The following is an 18,381-nucleotide window of genomic DNA, read 5'->3' on the forward strand; positions in this document are numbered from 1 at the left end:
AATTACCCATAGACTTTTTCTTAAAAAGTACAACGAATCAAAGATAATGATAGCAATATCAAAAATTAAAAAAGATTAAATACTAACATTGATTTAATCGTCATAGAGAAGGTTAGTTAATCTTATTTGGATTAATGTAGTAATACCAAAAGATTGTATATACGAAATTCGAAACACGAAAAACGAATTTCGAACTCAATAATGTCAAGATATACTAGGAACTAAAACCTATTTAAAAATATTAGGGTGACTATAGCTGCAGGGCTCACCTCTTCCCATTCCGAACAGAGAAGTTAAGCCTGCCTGCGCCGATGGTACTGTTACTTACGGGAGAGTAGGTCGTCGCCAGTTTTTATCAAAAGCCTCAAGATTATTCTTGAGGCTTTTTTATCGAATCATTAGGATGTAAACCTGATTAAAAATACAAAAATATTAGGGTGATTATTACGAAAGGGCTCACCTCTTCCCATTCCGAACAGAGAAGTTAAGCCTTTCAGTGCCGATGGTACTGCTATTGCGGGAGAGTAGGTCATCGCCAGTTTTTATTCAAACCTCAAGATTTATTTCTTGAGGTTTTTTTATGTTTTAAATTTTTAGTTAACTAGAAAGTATTATAATAATTTTTAAATCATTCAACTAAATATCAGGATTAAGTTTCATTTTTATTCTACGATTAACAAATTAAAAGAGAGCTTGAAGATTTTAAATCAAAAAAGTTCCGAACATTTTAAGATGTAATTATGTTAAATGAATATTTTCTTATTTAATGATTAATTACTAGTTTTAATAATAGTATCAGTTACTTTTTGATAATTTCGGTTAAAGTGATGATTACCACCCAAAGAAATTATATTTTTATTGCTAAAAGTAATTTTATTGTAGGGATAATTTTTTCCATAATCACTTAAAATAATAGATAAATGTAAATTAGGTAATTGATTAATTTCTGGAATTGTATTCCATTTTCCGCTTACATTTTCAAAAATTAAATTTTTGTAATGAATCTCAAGATCAGCTGTTTCATAAGGATCTAGAAGAATAAGTTGATGTATTCTATCTTTGGTTTTTGTAGGAAGCTGATTGATAATAAACGGAATCGCATCAGCACCAAAAGAATAGCCGATAAATACAACTTCTTGATTTTTGTGATGTTTGAACTTTTCTTCTAAAAATTGACTTAATATTTCTGCCGTTTTTTTAGGATCTTTCTCGTTCCAAAAATAAACTTTAGAATTTAATGCATAAATATCATAACCTTTTTGATGTAGATTCTTACAAATTGATTTTGAGAAAGATCCTAATCCAGCATCTCCACTTAAATAAAACAAGATAGGTTTAGTTTCATTTTTATTTTCCCATATTTTAAGCGGTAAAGGATCTTTGATATCTATATCATCTCCTTTTGTACGTACGATATACAAACCAATTGTAGTGATAATCAATCCAAATAATATGAAATATTTAGTTTTCATCTTGAGGTTTCATAACTTTATTTAACGCTTGTGGAAGTTGAAGAAGTTCTACTTCATTAGCATAAATGATGTATTTATTGATCCAATAATTGGCGTATTTTTCTTTGAAATCGCGCATTGTTTGATATTGTTTAAACGTACCAATTCGTTGATAAGCAAATTTCATGAGTTGCTCAGCAATATTATTTGGTTTATCCAAACCAGCTAATGGAGTTAAACCAATGTTGATGTATTTCTTTTGATTTTCTTTGGCGTGATTAATTAATGCAATTATCACCGCATCCATACTACCATTTGGCGAATCAACAGTTCTGCGAAACAAATCGTAAGTCATTTCATCTTTTGCATAATCTGGTATCACATTCAGAAATGTTACTACTTTATTTTCTTCATTTCTCAATGCAATAATAGTCTGATTTTTTAATATTTCTCTGTCAAATTTACCTTCAGCAAATACAATTTCTTTTTTATCAAATTCTTTTAACCATTCATTTGAAACAGATTCAATTTCATTTAAAAATCCTTCTGTCAAAGGAGGTAGAATAACCTCTGTTTTAAAACCTTTTTTCTCTAAAGTATTCAATGCATTTCGCATCGATTTACGTTCTTTTCCTTGAAGATTAAAGGAATCAACCTCAATAATTCCTTCTTGTCCAATTAATAAATGTTGTTTTTTAAACTTTTTGAAATCAATTAAATCATTTTCCGAAACTCTATAATACGCAGTTTTCAAACCTTTTGTTCTACAATAATTTTCGAATTCTGAAATTAAATCTGATTTATACTTTGTATCACAAACGACATTATCCAAAACAATAGCAAAATTTAAACCGATTTTATACGCAACAAAACCATTAATATTTGAAGAAAAATAAAGTGTTTTATCATCCATTAATTTAAAATAATCTAATGCTGAATTGCCATATTTTTCGACAATTTCTTCTGCTTCTTCATAATCCTGAATATCTTTTGTGTTATAATTTTTAGCTCTAAAGAATGCTAAAATCAATAATATCCAAGAACTAAATCCAAAAAAAATATTGATGTCTTTGAAATCTTTGGCAAAGGTTGTTCTCGGAACTAAATTGTTTTCGCTGAACAATAAGAAGTTTTGGAATGTATAATAAAAAGCCTGATTCCAAGAGAAATCTACACCAAAATGTCGTTTATCAATGAAATAAAAACTTAAAACATTGAAAATAAAAATAGCAAAAAATGCTAATAAAAAAATCGAGAATCCCTGTCTTAATCTTTTCAAATTTGTTTTCAATGGGTATTGATTTCTGCTGTAAATTAATAGTACAATGGTCAAAAATGCGAATCCAGCTTCTTCGTAATCCAATGCTTTGAATATATTTCCGAAAAAGGAAAGTATAGCAAATATTAAAGCAAAAACCCATGCAGATTTTAATCCTTTGATGAGATAAGATGATGTAATCAATAAAGCAATTCCGATAAATAGAATCATCAATTTTGAAAGATGCATGAATTCGGTTGGTAAATATAATTTTTCGAAATGCAAACGTTCTGCAAGAGGAGGAGTGATGACTGAAATTATATTAATCATTCCTAATGTAAAAATCATAACAGCAGGAAAAATTCGCGCAAATAGTTTTCTTCCACGCCACATAAAACTCAAACATCCAAAACCTAAAGGCAGCCAAAATTCGAAAACGCGATACAATAAAGTTGTAGCTAAACCTTGGTTATGAGAATAACCGAATTGTGTTAAAATATACACCATCGTAAATTCTACAGCGCCCAAACCTCTCAAAAATGGCGAAATAATCATCAATAAAACAGAAATCGTATATGCCAAAGCCGCCGCATCAAAAGTGGGTTGAATGCCTAACGCTAACATTGCGATGTAGACATGTAAAATCCCAGTAATTTCGATGATTGTCGAAATTAGAATCGTGAAATTAATATTTTTCCTGTCTAAAGAAGCTTCAAAAATTGGATTGATTTCTTCCGTAATCTTTGGAAATTTATTTTCTATAATTTGATAGAATTTATTTTTGGTTTTGAATGAGTTATAAATGAAATAAACTAGAATTAAAATTATGCCCAAAATGACTAATGATATCCACGAATCATTAAAATATTTGTTGACGTAAATACTATAAATAATGATAGGAACGCCAATGATGAAAACCGTTAATAATCCAATAAAACCATAAATAGAACTTGCCTGAATGATTTTATTTGTTTCAAATTGTTGCTTTTTGATTTGTTTGGGTAAATAAGCCAAAGAACTAATTCCGCCCGCTGGTAGAAAAACACTGATAAAATTTCGTTTGAGAAATAAATTGACAGCGTCCCAAAATTTAAGAGGTAAACCAACTGCTTTGAAACTTGTGATATACATTGCAGCTTGCAGCGAAATATAGAGAATCGTTATTCCGAAACCGATCAATAGCCAAATAGGTTTTGCGCTTTGAATACTCGGAATAATTTGCATCATTTCTTTGCGTTCGCTTCTGAAAAATACAAATGCGAGTAATAAAATAAGTATTGCTAAAACTTGTTGCCAAGGTATTTTTACATATTTTATAGATTTTGGAAACCTCATGTTTGTATGACATTGTTTAGTTCTATTAATTTATCAAAAAATTAAATATCAAAACTTATGATTTGCTTAAAAATAACTTATATTGAAAATAAAAATAAGATATGGAGACTGGATTAAATTTACGTCAAGCTATTTTGAATGATGCAGATAGAATTTGGGAAATTTTGCAACAAGCAATTGAGAAAAGAAAAGAGGAGGGAAGTAATCAATGGCAAAATGGTTATCCAAATCTAGATGTTGTAAAAAATGATATCTCAAATGGTTTTGGTTATATAATTGAGAATGTTGATAATCTAATCATAGGATATGTTGCAATTATTGATGAGATAGAACCTGCTTATACAGCAATTGAAGGAAAATGGATGAATGATGATCCATATATTGTCATACATCGATTGGCTGTTGCACAAGATGTTAAGATAAAAGGTTTAGGAACTTGGACGATGGATGAAATTGAAAAAATAGCAATTATAAAGAAAATACAGAATATAAAAGTTGATACCAACTTTGATAATATTGGAATGTTGCGTGTTTTTGAAAAGTTAGGTTATCATTATTGTGGCGAAGTTTATTTTGATGGAAGCCCAAGAAAAGCTTTTCAGAAAATTATTCAGAATTTAACATAATTGAATATTTTAGATAGAATTTAAAAAAACTAAATAATCAAATTGATAAAAAGATTCCTTTTTTGGAATCTTTTTTTATGAATTTGTATAGGGCAACTATGTTTAAAGTGTAAAATTAATATTTTAACCCCTAATTTTTATAGGGTGTAATTAAAAATAAATGATTTTATATAAAAATAATCTAATTTTGATAGGGTTAAAATTAAAAACTTATGAAAGTTGGATTAAAATGGAAAGTAGCTTTTGCAATTATAACACTAGTTGCATTCGCTGGATTATTTTGGAAACCAGTTGTAGATATTTCAAATACAGGAGAATTCCTTAGCGAAGAAAATATTGTAAATTCAGATGTCGCCTGGATTTTAGCAGCTGCAGGATTGGTGTTATTGATGACGCCAGGTTTATCATTTTTTTATGGAGGAATGGTGGGGAAACGAAATGTTATTTCTACCATGTTGCAAAGTTTTATTGCCTTAGGTGTGATTTCTATTTTGTGGGTTGTAGTTGGGTTTTCACTGTCTTTTGGCGAATCAATCGGTTTTACAATAAATGGAGAACATTACGGAATTATTGGTAATCCATTAAGTTATCCATTTTTTAATCATGTCGGGGCATTTCCACACAAAGAGATGGCATCTACAATTCCATTTGTCTTATTTGCATTGTTTCAAATGAAATTTGCAGTCATTACACCAGCGCTTGTAACAGGTTCTTTTGCTGAAAGAGTGCGTTTTATTTCATATTTGTTATTTATGATTTTATTTAGTTTAATCATTTACACACCGCTTTGTCATATGGTTTGGCATCCAGAAGGTTTATTGAATAAATATTTTGGCGTAAAAGATTTTGCTGGAGGAACTGTTGTTCATATGAGTGCAGGATTTGCAGCATTAGCAGGAGCTTTGGTGATAGGTAAACGTAAAAACAGAGAACACAAACCTGCAAATATTCCATTTGTTATGCTTGGAACAGGAATGTTATGGTTCGGATGGTTTGGTTTCAATGCTGGTTCAGCTTTGGGAGCAAATGCCACAGCAGCTTTAGCTTTCGGAACAACAACAATTGCTTCTGCTTCTGGAATGATGACATGGATACTTTTTGATAGAATTAATGGTCGTAGCGTTTCTGCTATGGGAGCATGTATAGGGGCTGTAGTTGGATTAGTAGCAATCACTCCAGCTTGTGGATTTGTTACAATTCCTGAAAGTATATTTTTTGGCTTTATTACTGCTATTGTCTCAAATGTAATGGTTCATTGGAAAGTATTAAAACGAGTTGACGATACTTTAGATGTTTTTGCATGTCATGGTGTCGGAGGAATAATGGGAATGATTTTGACAGCTATTTTTGCACATGGTGAAAATGCGAGTTTGTTACATGGCGGGGTGGATGTGTTTGCACATCATATGATTGCTTTGTTGTTTGTCTCGTTATTTACTTTTTTCGGTGCGATTGCTTTATTTTATATTACGGATAAAATGATTCACTTACGTGTGAGTGATAGAGCAGAGTTCGAAGGATTAGATTTGTCGCAACACGAGGAAAGTTTACATTAATTAAACAATGATATTATAAAAAAATCCGACTACTTTTTGTAGTCGGATTTTCAATTTATACTAATCCAGCACGCTTTAATAAAGCATCTGCTGTTGGTTTATGACCTCTAAATTCTTCGTACAATTTCATCGGTTCTACTGTTCCTCCAGATGATAAAAGTTTATAGAATTTTTGAGCTGTTTCTGGATTGAAAATTCCAGTTTCTTGGAAGAATGCAAAGGCATCTGCATCCAAAACTTCTGCCCATTTATATGAATAATAACCAGATGAATATCCACCTTGAAAAATATGAGAGAAGGATGTACTCATCATATTTTTATCAATTTCTGGATACAACTCTGTTTGTTTGAAAGTTTCTTTTTCAAATTGTTGTAAATCATTGATTTCAGCCAAATCATTCGCATGATAAGCCATATCCAATAATCCAAAACTCAATTGACGAACAGTTTGATAACCTTCCATAAAACTTGAAGAAGCTTTTACTTTTTCAATTAATTCTTGCGGAATAATTTCTCCTGTTTGATAATGTTTTGCAAATAATTTTAAAGCTTCTGGTTCGTAACAAAAGTTTTCGTAAAATTGAGAGGGTAATTCAACAAAATCCCAATAAACATTTGTTCCAGAAAGACTTTCGTACGTTGTATTTGGTAACATTCCGTGTAGCGCATGTCCAAATTCGTGGAACAATGTTGTCACTTCCTGAAATGTCAATAATGACGGGGTGTCTTTCGTTGGTTTTGTAAAATTACAAACAATCGAAACGTGCGGACGTTTGGTATTTCCATTCACATTAGAGGCTTCTCTGTAACTTGTCATCCAAGCACCAGGGCGTTTTCCTGCACGCGGGAAAAAGTCTGCATACAATAAACTTAAGAACGCTCCATTTTTATCTAGAACTTCATAAGTTGTTACTTCATCGTTGTATTTATCAATATTATGAATTTCTTTAAATGTAATTCCATATAATTTTGTCGCCACATCAAAAGCTCCTTGAATCACATTTTCTAACTGAAAATAAGGTTTCAATTCTTCGTCAGAAAGACTGAATTTTTTCTGTTTTAGTTTTTCAGCATAGTACGCATGATCCCAACGTTGCAATGTTTCAATCCCATCAGTTTCTTTTGCAAATGCAGTTAATTCCTCAATTTCTTTTTCCGCAAATGGTTTTGCTTTCGTTAATAAATCATTCAAGAAATCTAAAACAGTTGTTGGTGTTTTTGCCATACGTTCTTCCAAAACATAATCAGCATGCGTTTTATAACCTAATATTTTAGCACGTTCGTGACGAAGTTTTACGATATTTTTGACATTTTCTTCGTTATTAAATTCATTATTTTGATAAGCTTTTACACCATTTGCTCTAAACAATTTTTCTCTTAATTCACGGTTTTCTGCGTATTGCATAAATGGAATATAGCTTGGTGCTTGCAACGTAATCAACCAACCTTCGTGATTTTTTTGTTCTGCATCGGCTTTTGCTTGATCAATAGCATATTGAGGTAAACCTTTCAAATCATTTTCATCAGTAATAATCAATTCGTATGCATTTGTTTCAGCCAAAACATTTTGTCCAAATTGCAACGATAACATCGAAAGCTGTTTGTCTATTTCGCGTAATTTATTTTTGTCTTCTTCGTTTAGGTTTGCACCATTTCTAGAAAAACCTTTGTATTTTTTTTCTAATAAATAAGCTTGTTCATCGGTTAAAATCAACGATTCCTTTTGATTATAAACGATTTTAATTCGTTCAAATAAATCTTGATTTAAGCGAACATCATTTCCAAATTCAGATAATAAAGGCGAAACTTCTTGTGCAATTTCTTGAATTTCATCATTCGTTTCAGCAGAATTAAGGTTGAAGAAAATAGAAGAAATTCGTCCTAATTTTTCACCAGAAAGTTCCATTGCTTCAATTGTATTTGCAAAAGTTGGCGCTTCAGGATTCGCAGTAATTGCATCTATTTCTGCTTTCGCCTCTTCAATTGTTTGGATAAAAGCAGGTTTGTAATCTTCATTTTTGATTTTAGAAAAAGGAGCACTTTCAAAAGGTGTTTCAAATTTTTCTAATAACGGATTTGTCATTTATAGTGTATTTTTTTAGTTAAAATATATTTGTTTGAACTCTTTCAAATTCTAATCCAAATGTAAGAAATCTGACAAATCGTCAAATTTAATGTGTGATTAATTTGGAGTTATTTACATTTGTTTTAAAAGTAATCAATTATGAGTTTAGCCTTAATATTCAATCAAAAATCAACAGAAGAATGGCAAAGAAATTTACAAGAATTGTTGCCAGATACGAAAGTTGAAGTTTATCCAAATATCTCAAATCTAGAAGATGTAGAATTTATTGCAACTTGGAAACCGCACAAAAATTATGTGGCTGAATTTCCAAATCTAAAAGTTGTACAATCTGTTGGAGCAGGAATTGACCATTTGTTGCATACCAAAATTCCAGATTCAATAAAGGTAACACGTATTGTTGATCCTGCTTTGAAGCAAGAAATGTTTGAGCATGTTTTGGCTTGTGTTATGACTTCAATGAAAAATCTATTGACGTATTATAAAGATCAAGTTCGTAAAGAGTGGAAGCCTACTATTTATCAAAATATCAAGGAAACAACTATTACTATTTTAGGATTAGGTGAAATCGGAAAGTTAGTAGCAGAGCAATTTGTTGCGTTAGGTTTTCAAGTCAAAGGTTGGTCGAATTCGCCAAAAAATATAAATGGAGTAGAATCTTTTTCTGGAAAAGAAGGCTTGAATGCTGCGATTTCTAAAACTAATTTTATTGTCAATATTTTGCCTTTGACAGATGATACAGAAGGTATTTTGAATAAAGACTTTTTTAAAGAATGTTCAGTTCATGCAGTTTTGATTAATGTTGGTCGTGGAGCACATTTGGTCGAAAAGGATTTATTAATTGCAATCGAAGAAAAACAAATAAAAGAGGCTTATTTAGATGTTTTTGTAGAAGAACCTTTACCAGAAAATCACCCTTTTTGGACGAATGAAAATGTTTATGTAACACCTCATATTGCGAGTGTTACAAATGCAACAACTGCTCTAAAACAAGTTGCAGATAACTACAACAGAATGAAAAATAACGAAACTTTATTGAATGAAGTTTCATTAGAAAGAGGTTATTAGATATACCAAAATGACGTAAGATTTTGTTAAAAAGACGCATTTGTGTTTTTACTTGTCAAAAAAATCTTTTAACATTGTATTAGAAATAATAAAAGCTAAAAATGAGTGATTATATTCAACTTTATTCAATTAATAATATTTTAAGAACTTACAAAGAAGAAGCTACCGATCGTCGGTTAGCAATCTTTGATGTAGGTCCTGAAAACAATTATTATTTTGTAAAACGAAAACCTTATAAGTTTACTTCGCTTGGGTTGATTTTAATTACTGCAGGAACATGTGAAATCACGGTAAATTTAGAACCAACATTGATCAAACGTGATGATATTATTGTGGTTCTTCCAGGTCAGTTGTTCGAGATTATAGAGCATTCGGCTGATTTTGCTGTTCAAGCAATCTTTATTGATTCAGATTTGATTATTGAAGCTGGTTTTCACGTGAAATCCAATAATTTAGTAGAATTTTTATCGTCCAAATATCCTAAAATCATTTCTTTAGATAAAAAGATTGTACGTGATATGCGCTACAATCTGAATAAGATTAGTAAATATACCATCAAGAATGAAAATATCTTTGCAAAAGATTTGGTTTTACATCACTTTTCAGTTATGATGTATGAGATGGGAAATTACTACAACCAAGCTGTAACGGCAAAAAGTACAACGAAAGAAGTCAGAAAGGAGGAATTGGCTAAGCAGTTTTTGTATTTAGTTTCAACTCATTTTCGTCGTCAGCGTAATGTACAATTTTATGCAGATGAAATGTTTATTAGTCGTAAACATTTGACTAAAATTATTGTCGAAGTCTTTAATAAATCACCCAAACAAATCATTGCTGAAGCCATTGTATTAGAGGCAAAAGTCTTGCTAAAGAACCCAAAAAATAGTGTTTCTGATGTTGTGACAGAATTAAATTTTATAGATACCTCAGTTTTTAGTAAATTTTTCAAAAATTATGCCGGTGTTTCTCCAAGAACTTTCATAGCTTCTAATTAATAATTGATGTAAATCAATGTAAATGTGAAAACTTTCTAAAAACGTCTTTCTGACATATTATTACGTTTATTTCGCTAACTAATTTGTTAAATTGAATAGACCTTTGTTGCTCAAATTTTAATTGATGCGTCTTTTAGTAGATAATCGATACATGAGATTTGAATGAAAAGAATTTTATGGTGGTAGATTTTACAAAAAAAATATTTGCACATATTTCAGCAATAGGTGGTTATGTGCCAGAGAATAAACGAACTAATTCCGATTTAGAAAAGATTACAGACACTTCTGATGAATGGATTGTAAAAAGAACGGGAATTAAAGAACGTCGTATTTTAGAGGAAGGTTTAGCGACTTCTGATATGGCGGTTAGTGCAATTGAGAATTTAATTGATACATACAAAAAAGACATCAAAGATGTTGATGCGTTGATTGTTGCGACTTCTACACCAGATATGTTGATGCCTGCTACAGCGAATATTGTATGCGAAAAATTAGGAATAGAGAATGTTTGGGCATTTGATATGAATGCGGCTTGTTCTGGATTTTTATATGCGTTGGACATGGGCGCTTCGTTGATTGAAAGTAGTCGTTACAAAAATGTTCTGGTCATTGGTGCGGATAAAATCAGTGCGTATGTAGACATCAAAGATCGTTCGACAAATATTTTGTTTGGAGACGGTGCAGGAGTGGTTTGGTTAGAGCCTACAAACGAAGAAGGAATTTTAGATGCTTTGTTACTGAGTAACGGAACTGGAAAAGAATTCTTGAATATAGAAGGAGGTGGTTCTTTGTATCCAGCGAGTTCACAGTTGTTGGTTGATGAGAAGCGTTACATTAGACAAGATGGAAAAATTGTATTCAAAAATGCAATTCAATCAATGAGTGATACCTGTGTCAATGTTTTGAAACGCAACGATTTTTCTGTTGAAGATGTAAATTGGTTGGTTCCGCATCAAGCGAATAAACGAATTATTGACGCTGTTGGTAATGAAATTAATATTGAAGAAGGTAAAACTTTAATCAATATTGAAAATTACGGAAACACAATTGCAGCGACAATTCCGTTGTGTATTTGGGAAAATACATCAAAATTAAAGAAAGGAGATTTATTGATGTTGACAGCCTTTGGCGCAGGTTTCTCTTGGGGAGCAAGCTTATTGCGTTGGACAATTTAATCAATAAAAATCATATATTTTTGTTCATAAAGAACGGCAAGAAATTGTCGTTCTTTTTTTATTGTAAACCATTAAATTCTTCACCACATTTCTTGCATTTGAACACGTTTTTGTAGTAAATAGGGTAAACCCAAAATATGATAGAAGATAATAAAGAAAGTAAGCCTTTTCCACCTTTCATCGACTTGTAATTGCTGTAATACTCATTGCTTCCACACTTTGGGCAAACAAGAATTTCGTCCAAATCATTGGTGTAATTTGAAGCATCAATTTCTTCCAATACTTTCATGGCACGATCAGTATCTTCTTTCTTAATTTTTACTTTCACACCACCAATTGCATTCGATAAAAACTGATTCATACCAACCGAATGTTCATCAAAAACAAAAGCATCAATTTGTTCACTTTCTAATTTCGAACGTAAAATATGTGCTTCAATAGGGCTTTCAAATGTTTTTAATGTAATAAGTTCCATGCTAATTGTGTTAAATATTCAATTCAATATCCGATATAAAATTAGTTCTTTTTATCTTAATGTCTTAAATTTTTTAGTAGATGAAAAATGTAATTCAATGTTTATTTTTAATTGTATTGATGATGAATACGACAAATGCGCAAAACCTAAAACAAGTTGCTTATAAAGATGGTTCGCAAAAATTGAACGGTTTAGTAACTGATAATACGACAAAGAAAAGTCCAGGAGTTTTGATTTTACCGGCTTGGAAAGGAGCTGATAACGAAGCAAAACAAGCTGCAATAGATTTAGCAAAAGAAGGCTATATTGCGTTTGTTGCGGATATTTATGGAGAAGGAAACAATCCGAAAGATAATGCGGAAGCGGCTAAAATAGCAGGAAAATACAAGTCTGATTATGCAGCTTATCAAAAACGAATTGATTTGGCGTTGAAAGAGTTAATCAAAGCTGGTGCAGATCCAAGTAAAATTGCTGTAATTGGTTATTGTTTTGGAGGAACAGGCGCATTAGAAGCTGCTCGTGTGCAATTAGCTGTTGTTGGCGTTGTTTCTATTCATGGTGGATTAGCAAAAGATTCGGCTCGAAAAAATATTCCTCTTAAAACAAAAGTTTTGATTGAACATCCTGCTGAAGATGAATCTGTAAAACCCGAAGATATTTCGAATTTAGTAATTGAAATGAACGAAGGAAAAACAGATTGGCAAATGATAACTTACGCAAATTCAAAACACACGTTTACCAATCCAGAATCACCTGATTATAATAAAGTAATGGCAGATAGAGCTTGGGAACATACATTATTGTTTTTAGAAGAAGTATTGAAATAAAACCGTCAATTCGAATGAGATTCTTTTTAGAATTTTGTATCGAGAATAAGGTTTTAGAAGATAAAATTTATCTTAATTCTAATAAAAACCGTAATATGTAAATCTACTGAATAAACAATTGTATCATTTCATACCAAAAAGCAGCTGTAAAAAAGCCTACAATAATACTGATACCAATAATCAAATTGGTTAGTTTGGTGTTGAGTTTAAATTGTTCCGCAATAATACTCGATGTCACTAATGTAGGCATTGCAGCTTCAAAAATAGAGATTTTAGCCACATCACCTTTTATTCCAATTACGATGGCTAAAAGCATTACAACTGCAGGCGCAATCATTAATTTGTAAACCATAGACATCGAAATTTGTGACCATAATTTTCTCCAACCATTAAACTTTAATTGCAATCCAACCGAAAATAAAGCCAATGGACCTACGGTTGCAGCTAATTTGTCGAAGAAAGGTTCGGCAGGAGATAAGTCGATAAATTGAGATAAAATCAATGCACTAATACAACCTAAAAATGGGGGGAAAGTAAATAATCGTTTCAAGATAAATTTAGAATCTATTGCTCCAGATCCATTGCTTCCTCCTTTTAATGCAGAAACTATTCCGATGGTTGACAAGCACAAAAACATGGTTTGATCACAAATAATCGCAATACTTAAATATTTTTCTCCATAAAATGCTGAGATCAAAGGGAAACCAATAAAAGAGGTATTGCTATAGCCGCTTGCCAATTCCAATGTTCTTCTCGATCTCTCCGAATATCCTTTTGCTTTGCTGTAGAATTTCATGTAAAACAAACTTCCAACGGCAATAATGACAGTAGAAAAGATAGGAAATAACATTTCTTGCGACCATTCTACTTTTGGTAAATACTTAAACGAGACTGCTGGTAAAGCTAAATATAAGATCCATGTATTGATCCCTTTATGAGCATCAGGATGTATAGATTTTGTTGCTTTAAACACCATTCCCGCGATTATACAGACTGCGATTAATATAAAGTTTACCATTTTTAGATATTTGGAATGCAAAGTTACAATCCAAATTTTTTTTACCCTTAAGATATCACTTTTTATTCAATGCTTATTTTTTATAAAATGGCAAGATTAGATATATTTAATTTATTATTATCTAAAATTACTTTTGAATAATGATTTTCATTTTCCAAAATAGCTGTAAATGGAGCAGGAATTATTGTATCAGTTGTAGGAAACTAAGTTGTTTTAATAAAATAATTTAGTAATAATATTTTCCCTTCATCTGAGCCATTAGTACCAAAAGTATCAAAATCTCCTTTTCAGAATTTAGATGTTGTTTTCTATTATAATATATGATTAGTTGCTTCAATATAAGTTGTAGGTAAACCAATTTCAGAAATTCCAAAAATAGAATGTTGATCAAATTCTGCTTAGTTCTCATAAGCTAAATATATTCTTCATTCGATTTTACAAAAGTTAATCTTGTCCAACCAACTTGTAAACTAAACTGATTATCGGTTTCTTCAATTAACTCAAAAGCTAGAATAGTTGTATAAAATGATTTTGTTTTTTCTAGCTCATTTGTAAACAATTGTAATTCTCTTATTTTCATTCTGCGATTTTTTATAAAATTAAATCAACAAAAAAGAAGAAAATAACAAGTTGAATTGATTTAATTAATTGCGTTATAAGAAAACTGTTTAATCTACTTCATACTCCAATAAGGCGAGATATGGATTACCTTTTAACTCAAGAACTTTTGCAAAAGCAGGTTCAGTTTTGTACCCATTCTTTTTAAGTTCGATGATTTTGTTTTTGAATGGTTCGTCAAATTTTTCAAGTAGTTTCGCCTCAATGAGCATATGTCGATAGGCATTTTGTTCGGTTGGAATCTTATTCTCTAAATAAATCTCAATTTCAAACGTATCAATTCTAAAATTACAAGTCAAACAAATTTCGTTATTGTTTATTAATTGATTGATTTTAAATTCAAAATAATGAGAAAAATTCTCGGTTAAATGATTTGTAGCGTTTTCAAAATTAGATGTTTCACCAATAATATCAATGTCACTATTTTCAATATTGATTTCAATCGGAATTGTACCTACTACAATAGGTTTGTATGTGTCAAGTTTTTCTAAAATTTGATGATTGCGCAACAAATGAAACACATTGTGTTGTATTTCATTTCCGTGTTCTAAATAATCAATGGTAAGAAAATTTTGCATCATTTTATTCTCATCATAGTTACCAAAGAAGTAGCCACATGCGTTTCTTTGTTCGTTGTTTCGTCAACTACAAAAATCTCTGTGCGTATGGTGCTTATCTTTTTTCCGCCTTTTATCACATAGGCTTTTGATAGTAAATAGCCACCCAAAGCAGGTCGTAAATAATTCACCTTTAACTCAACTGTTACCACATAACAATCGTCGTCATAGTGAGAAACAGCAGCATAACCAGATGAAACATCAACCAAAGAAGCAATCATAGCACCATTAAACATTCCGTGCTTACGTGTCATCATTTCTTGTTTCGGAATCTTAATCGAAACATAGTCCGTTTCGCATTCGATAAGTGATGCGTTATAAAATTTTAAGGTTTCCGAACGATTAAAACTTGCTTCTACTAATTCTCTTTTTTCTGGCGTCATATAAAATTGCTTTCAACAAATATAGAGATTTGTCGAAAGCAATTTCAGTTATGCAGTTACGTTATTCAAGTTTTCTTCTTTGATAATTGTATTTTGATGCGACAAAATTACTTTATCCAAACCGCGATAATAATTCCCTTTGTCGACGGTAATCAATAAATTATTTTTCGGAATATTATTGATAATCTTATCATTCGGGAAATGTTGTTTCGAGTTTTTGAAAGTAATAAATACATCATCTTCAGTTAGATTTTTGACATCTTCTTCCGAAATAATATCAATCAATTCATAAGGTAAATAAAGTTGATCGAAGATATAATGAAACGTTTTAAGGCGTTTTCCGTTCAATTCTTTGCTATGTTGCAAAAAGTTTCTCAATCTATGTACAACAGCGTAGAAATTACCTACCAAAGGCGGTTTGGGAATATTACGTTCGAACAAGCAACCGTCGATTAAACTAAGCGGAAGTTTAATGTTCAATTCATCTGTTTTTACATTGTATAGATGGCGATAATCCAAACTTCTTTTCTTGAATTCTTCGATAATATGATCTTTTAGCGCAGGAACTGTAATAGGCAATTGTTGATTGATAAAATCGACCAATTTTTCATCTGATATAGGAGCTAAATTAAGCTCAGAAATGTTTTGTGACATACAATAAATAGTTAAAATAAAACAATTATTGTATTTCGATAATAGGGGATTTTTCGTTGTTTTTGGATGAACTCCCGTATTGTTTTACCACCGTGGAGACTCCTCTCGGTTGGTATCGTTTTCTACGATTCGAAATACGGTGTAAAACTACATAAAAAATTGAATATGTAGTAATCTATTCTAATAATTTTATTTTAAAACGATTATTTAGAGTTAAATAAATACTTCTAGTCAAGCTAAATTTATTTCAGCTTCGCACTCAAAAAAAGATGTTTCGGCAAGCTCAACAAGACAGTAGATGTCATTCTGAATGTAGCTTTAGCGGAATGAAGAATCTAAACTTTTCCAGTAGAAGATGTTTCGGCAAGCTCAACATGACAGTTACTAATGGTAGTTTGTTATTCCAAGGTATCGAGGAATCTATTTCTATGTTTCTATGTGGTTAAAACTTTTATGTTCTGAATTAGATGTGACCCTGAAACAAGTTCAGGGTGACTTAAGGAGTCCGTCAAGTTGAATTCATTTCAACTTCTCATTAAGAAAACACCTCTATAATCTCCTCAAGGAGATATTTTTCACGTATTGTCATTCTGAATGTAGCTTTAGCGGAATGAAGAATCTAAACTTTTCCAGTAGAAGATGTTTCGGCAAGCTCAACATGACAGTTACCAATGGTAGTTTGTTATTCCAAGGTATCGAGGAATCTATTTCTATGTCTCTATGTGGTTAAAATTTTTATGTTTTGAATTAAATGCGACCCTGAAACAAGTTTAGGGGGACTACTTCGCTATTAAAAATAGAGATTTAGAAAATTTTACAAATAATTAAGATAAATTTAATTGTTTGCCGAAAATTATTTTATACATTTGAATAACAAAGTAATTAAAAAATGAAGTTTACGTGCTTATATATGTCGATTCGCAAACAGGTTTGGAATATCCAGACGTGGGAAAGTCATGTATACTAAAAAGAGATTTTATTTTTTAATATATTTTAGGTTTCCCCGTCGATTTTCGATGGGGATTTTTTTTAAACAAAAACAACAATTACCAATATAAAATTAAAAACAATGCAAAGTTTACAACAAGTAACGATCCCAGTTTGGCCCTTAGAGGACAACACAATCTTAAACAATGTTTCGGTAACATTTCAACTTTTTGGACTTCCATTAGGAACAGCTCCAGTCATTTTGATTAACCATTCCTTACATGGAGATTCAGATTGTACCTATCATTGGGATGGAGTCATGGGGAAAAACAAAGCAATTGATCTTAATGAGTATACGGTAATCTGTATAGATATTCCTGGAAATGGCGTTTCCGAAACCATAAAGTACGACTATATTCCACGCGATCACATTACAGCACGCGATGTAGCGGTATTGTTTTGGTTGACGTTATTTGAATTGGAAGTAGACGAGATTTTTGCCATTATTGGTGCAGATTTAGGTGGAGGATTAGCGTGGGAAATGGCATGTTTGTATCCAAATAAGGTGCTGAATATTATTCCGATAGCAGCAAGTCCTAAGACTACAGATTGGTTGGTAAAAGAGCCAACAGCTAAAAGCGAATACCTGAAATCTATTTTTTATTCGATAGATATATCACGCAATAGAGGCGATATATTGCAAGTTTCGCAATACATCAAATCAAAAATACATGTGATTTATGTGAAGAATGGAAACTTGTTCAACAAAGCAGAATTGAAACGTTATTACGCCAAACTGCAAGAGTTTAACAAACATGTACAGTTCCACGAAATAGAACAAATAGAAGACAACGAATTACTAAAAGCAAACATCGATAAGGTTGAAAAAATAGTAGACGGTATCCTCGAAAAAGAGTTTATCAATAATGTCGCATAAAAACTAAAGCTCCTGATAAGGAGCTTTTTTTTAGTGAATTTTATATAATATATTAAGAAATAGTCTTCTTGTCTAAATTTATAATTTCTTTGTCTAATAATTCTTTAAATAAATCAATAGTATTATCAATATATTTTCTTGGATTACCAGAAGCAGTTATATAAAATTTGTTTAATTTATTAACTATTTCATTATATTTTAAATCATAATTGTCAGAATCATAACTATCAATAAGAGTCTTATACCAATTTATTGAGTTATGGGTTAATTTTCCATATTTTAAAGGAGTTTTATATTTAAAGAAAGATTTGTATAAGTATTTTAAATCTTTCAAATTTTCATGATTTTCTAATAAATAATACCCGTTGTGCATTTTGA

Annotated in this window: 17 protein-coding genes, 2 rRNA genes and 1 riboswitch; of the genes, 9 read left to right on the top strand and 10 right to left on the bottom strand. The window is 31.0% G+C overall.

Annotated features, from left to right (window positions below; translation table 11 throughout):
* Positions 1–242 precede the first annotated feature (242 nt).
* Positions 243–351, top strand: a 5S ribosomal RNA gene (gene rrf / locus B4J88_RS06540).
* 82 nt (positions 352–433) lie between these two features.
* Positions 434–541, top strand: a 5S ribosomal RNA gene (gene rrf, locus B4J88_RS06545).
* Positions 542–770: 229 nt separating this feature from the next.
* Here the strand turns inward: rrf (B4J88_RS06545) and B4J88_RS06550 are convergent.
* Complete coding sequence (locus B4J88_RS06550) at positions 771–1,472, bottom strand: AcvB/VirJ family lysyl-phosphatidylglycerol hydrolase (RefSeq protein WP_280062707.1); 702 nt, start codon at positions 1,470–1,472, stop codon at positions 771–773.
* Positions 1,462–4,044 carry a flippase-like domain-containing protein gene (locus B4J88_RS06555; protein ID WP_291066928.1) on the bottom strand — a complete coding sequence of 861 codons (2,583 nt, stop codon included), beginning with the start codon at positions 4,042–4,044 and terminating at the stop codon, positions 1,462–1,464. The genes B4J88_RS06550 and B4J88_RS06555 overlap by 11 nt, the downstream gene beginning before the upstream one ends.
* Before the next feature lie 101 nt (positions 4,045–4,145).
* Between B4J88_RS06555 and B4J88_RS06560 the strand changes: the two genes are divergently transcribed.
* Together B4J88_RS06560 and B4J88_RS06565 are read left to right on the top strand one after the other, a co-directional pair.
* Entirely contained in the window at positions 4,146–4,670 is a 525-nt protein-coding gene (locus B4J88_RS06560; protein WP_115001191.1) for a GNAT family N-acetyltransferase, read from the top strand.
* A gap of 212 nt (positions 4,671–4,882) precedes the next feature.
* Entirely contained in the window at positions 4,883–6,226 is a 1,344-nt protein-coding gene (locus B4J88_RS06565) for an ammonium transporter (protein WP_291066930.1), read from the top strand.
* A gap of 55 nt (positions 6,227–6,281) precedes the next feature.
* Here B4J88_RS06565 and B4J88_RS06570 read toward each other — a convergent pair whose 3' ends face one another.
* Positions 6,282–8,309, bottom strand: a complete 2,028-nt coding sequence (locus B4J88_RS06570; RefSeq protein WP_291066932.1) for a M3 family metallopeptidase — start codon at positions 8,307–8,309, stop codon at positions 6,282–6,284.
* A 141-nt stretch (positions 8,310–8,450) separates the two neighbouring features.
* Between B4J88_RS06570 and B4J88_RS06575 the strand changes: the two genes are divergently transcribed.
* The 3 genes from B4J88_RS06575 to B4J88_RS06585 all read left to right on the top strand — a co-directional run bounded on the left by B4J88_RS06575 (position 8,451) and on the right by B4J88_RS06585 (position 11,547).
* Positions 8,451–9,377, top strand: coding sequence for a 2-hydroxyacid dehydrogenase (locus tag B4J88_RS06575; RefSeq protein ID WP_291047275.1), 927 nt, complete (start codon positions 8,451–8,453; stop codon positions 9,375–9,377).
* A 101-nt stretch (positions 9,378–9,478) separates the two neighbouring features.
* On the top strand, positions 9,479–10,372 hold the full coding sequence (locus B4J88_RS06580; protein WP_291047273.1) for a helix-turn-helix domain-containing protein: 894 nt from the start codon (positions 9,479–9,481) through the stop codon (positions 10,370–10,372).
* A 176-nt stretch (positions 10,373–10,548) separates the two neighbouring features.
* Positions 10,549–11,547, top strand: a complete 999-nt coding sequence (locus B4J88_RS06585) for a beta-ketoacyl-ACP synthase III (RefSeq protein ID WP_291047271.1) — start codon at positions 10,549–10,551, stop codon at positions 11,545–11,547.
* 58 nt (positions 11,548–11,605) lie between these two features.
* On the opposite strand, the gene B4J88_RS06590 is transcribed toward B4J88_RS06585, so the two are convergent.
* A complete protein-coding gene (locus B4J88_RS06590; protein ID WP_115001183.1) occupies positions 11,606–12,022 on the bottom strand; it encodes a DUF2007 domain-containing protein in 417 nt (138 codons plus the stop codon).
* An 80-nt stretch (positions 12,023–12,102) separates the two neighbouring features.
* On the opposite strand from B4J88_RS06590, the gene B4J88_RS06595 reads away from it, so the two are divergent.
* A complete protein-coding gene (locus tag B4J88_RS06595) occupies positions 12,103–12,849 on the top strand; it encodes a dienelactone hydrolase family protein (protein ID WP_291047268.1) in 747 nt (248 codons plus the stop codon).
* Positions 12,850–12,952: 103 nt separating this feature from the next.
* On the opposite strand, the gene B4J88_RS06600 is transcribed toward B4J88_RS06595, so the two are convergent.
* From B4J88_RS06600 to B4J88_RS06620, 5 genes are all read right to left on the bottom strand, one after another.
* Positions 12,953–13,867: an AEC family transporter gene (locus B4J88_RS06600; protein WP_038337191.1), complete on the bottom strand. Its 915-nt coding sequence runs from the start codon at positions 13,865–13,867 to the stop codon at positions 12,953–12,955.
* Positions 13,868–14,279: 412 nt separating this feature from the next.
* Positions 14,280–14,447 (bottom strand): VOC family protein, encoded by a 168-nt coding sequence (locus B4J88_RS06605; RefSeq protein WP_219035215.1) that lies wholly within the window; start codon positions 14,445–14,447, stop codon positions 14,280–14,282.
* 88 nt (positions 14,448–14,535) lie between these two features.
* Entirely contained in the window at positions 14,536–15,063 is a 528-nt protein-coding gene (locus B4J88_RS06610) for a DUF4269 domain-containing protein (protein ID WP_185144466.1), read from the bottom strand.
* Positions 15,063–15,485 (bottom strand): PaaI family thioesterase, encoded by a 423-nt coding sequence (locus B4J88_RS06615; protein WP_291047265.1) that lies wholly within the window; start codon positions 15,483–15,485, stop codon positions 15,063–15,065. Before B4J88_RS06615 ends, B4J88_RS06610 begins: the two co-directional genes overlap by 1 nt.
* A gap of 48 nt (positions 15,486–15,533) precedes the next feature.
* On the bottom strand, positions 15,534–16,139 hold the full coding sequence (locus tag B4J88_RS06620) for a hypothetical protein (protein ID WP_115001178.1): 606 nt from the start codon (positions 16,137–16,139) through the stop codon (positions 15,534–15,536).
* Positions 16,140–16,187: 48 nt separating this feature from the next.
* A riboswitch (SAM-I-IV-variant riboswitch) is annotated at positions 16,188–16,282 on the bottom strand.
* Positions 16,283–17,208: 926 nt separating this feature from the next.
* On the opposite strand from B4J88_RS06620, the gene B4J88_RS06625 reads away from it, so the two are divergent.
* Positions 17,209–18,003 (top strand): alpha/beta fold hydrolase, encoded by a 795-nt coding sequence (locus B4J88_RS06625; RefSeq protein WP_219035213.1) that lies wholly within the window; start codon positions 17,209–17,211, stop codon positions 18,001–18,003.
* 52 nt (positions 18,004–18,055) lie between these two features.
* Here the strand turns inward: B4J88_RS06625 and B4J88_RS06630 are convergent.
* On the bottom strand, positions 18,056–18,381 hold a 326-nt coding region (locus B4J88_RS06630; protein ID WP_291064696.1), incomplete at its 5' end, for a hypothetical protein.

The organism is Empedobacter sp. UBA5036, assembly GCF_002415215.1.
GTDB classification, from domain to species: Bacteria; Bacteroidota; Bacteroidia; order Flavobacteriales; family Weeksellaceae; genus Empedobacter; species Empedobacter falsenii_B.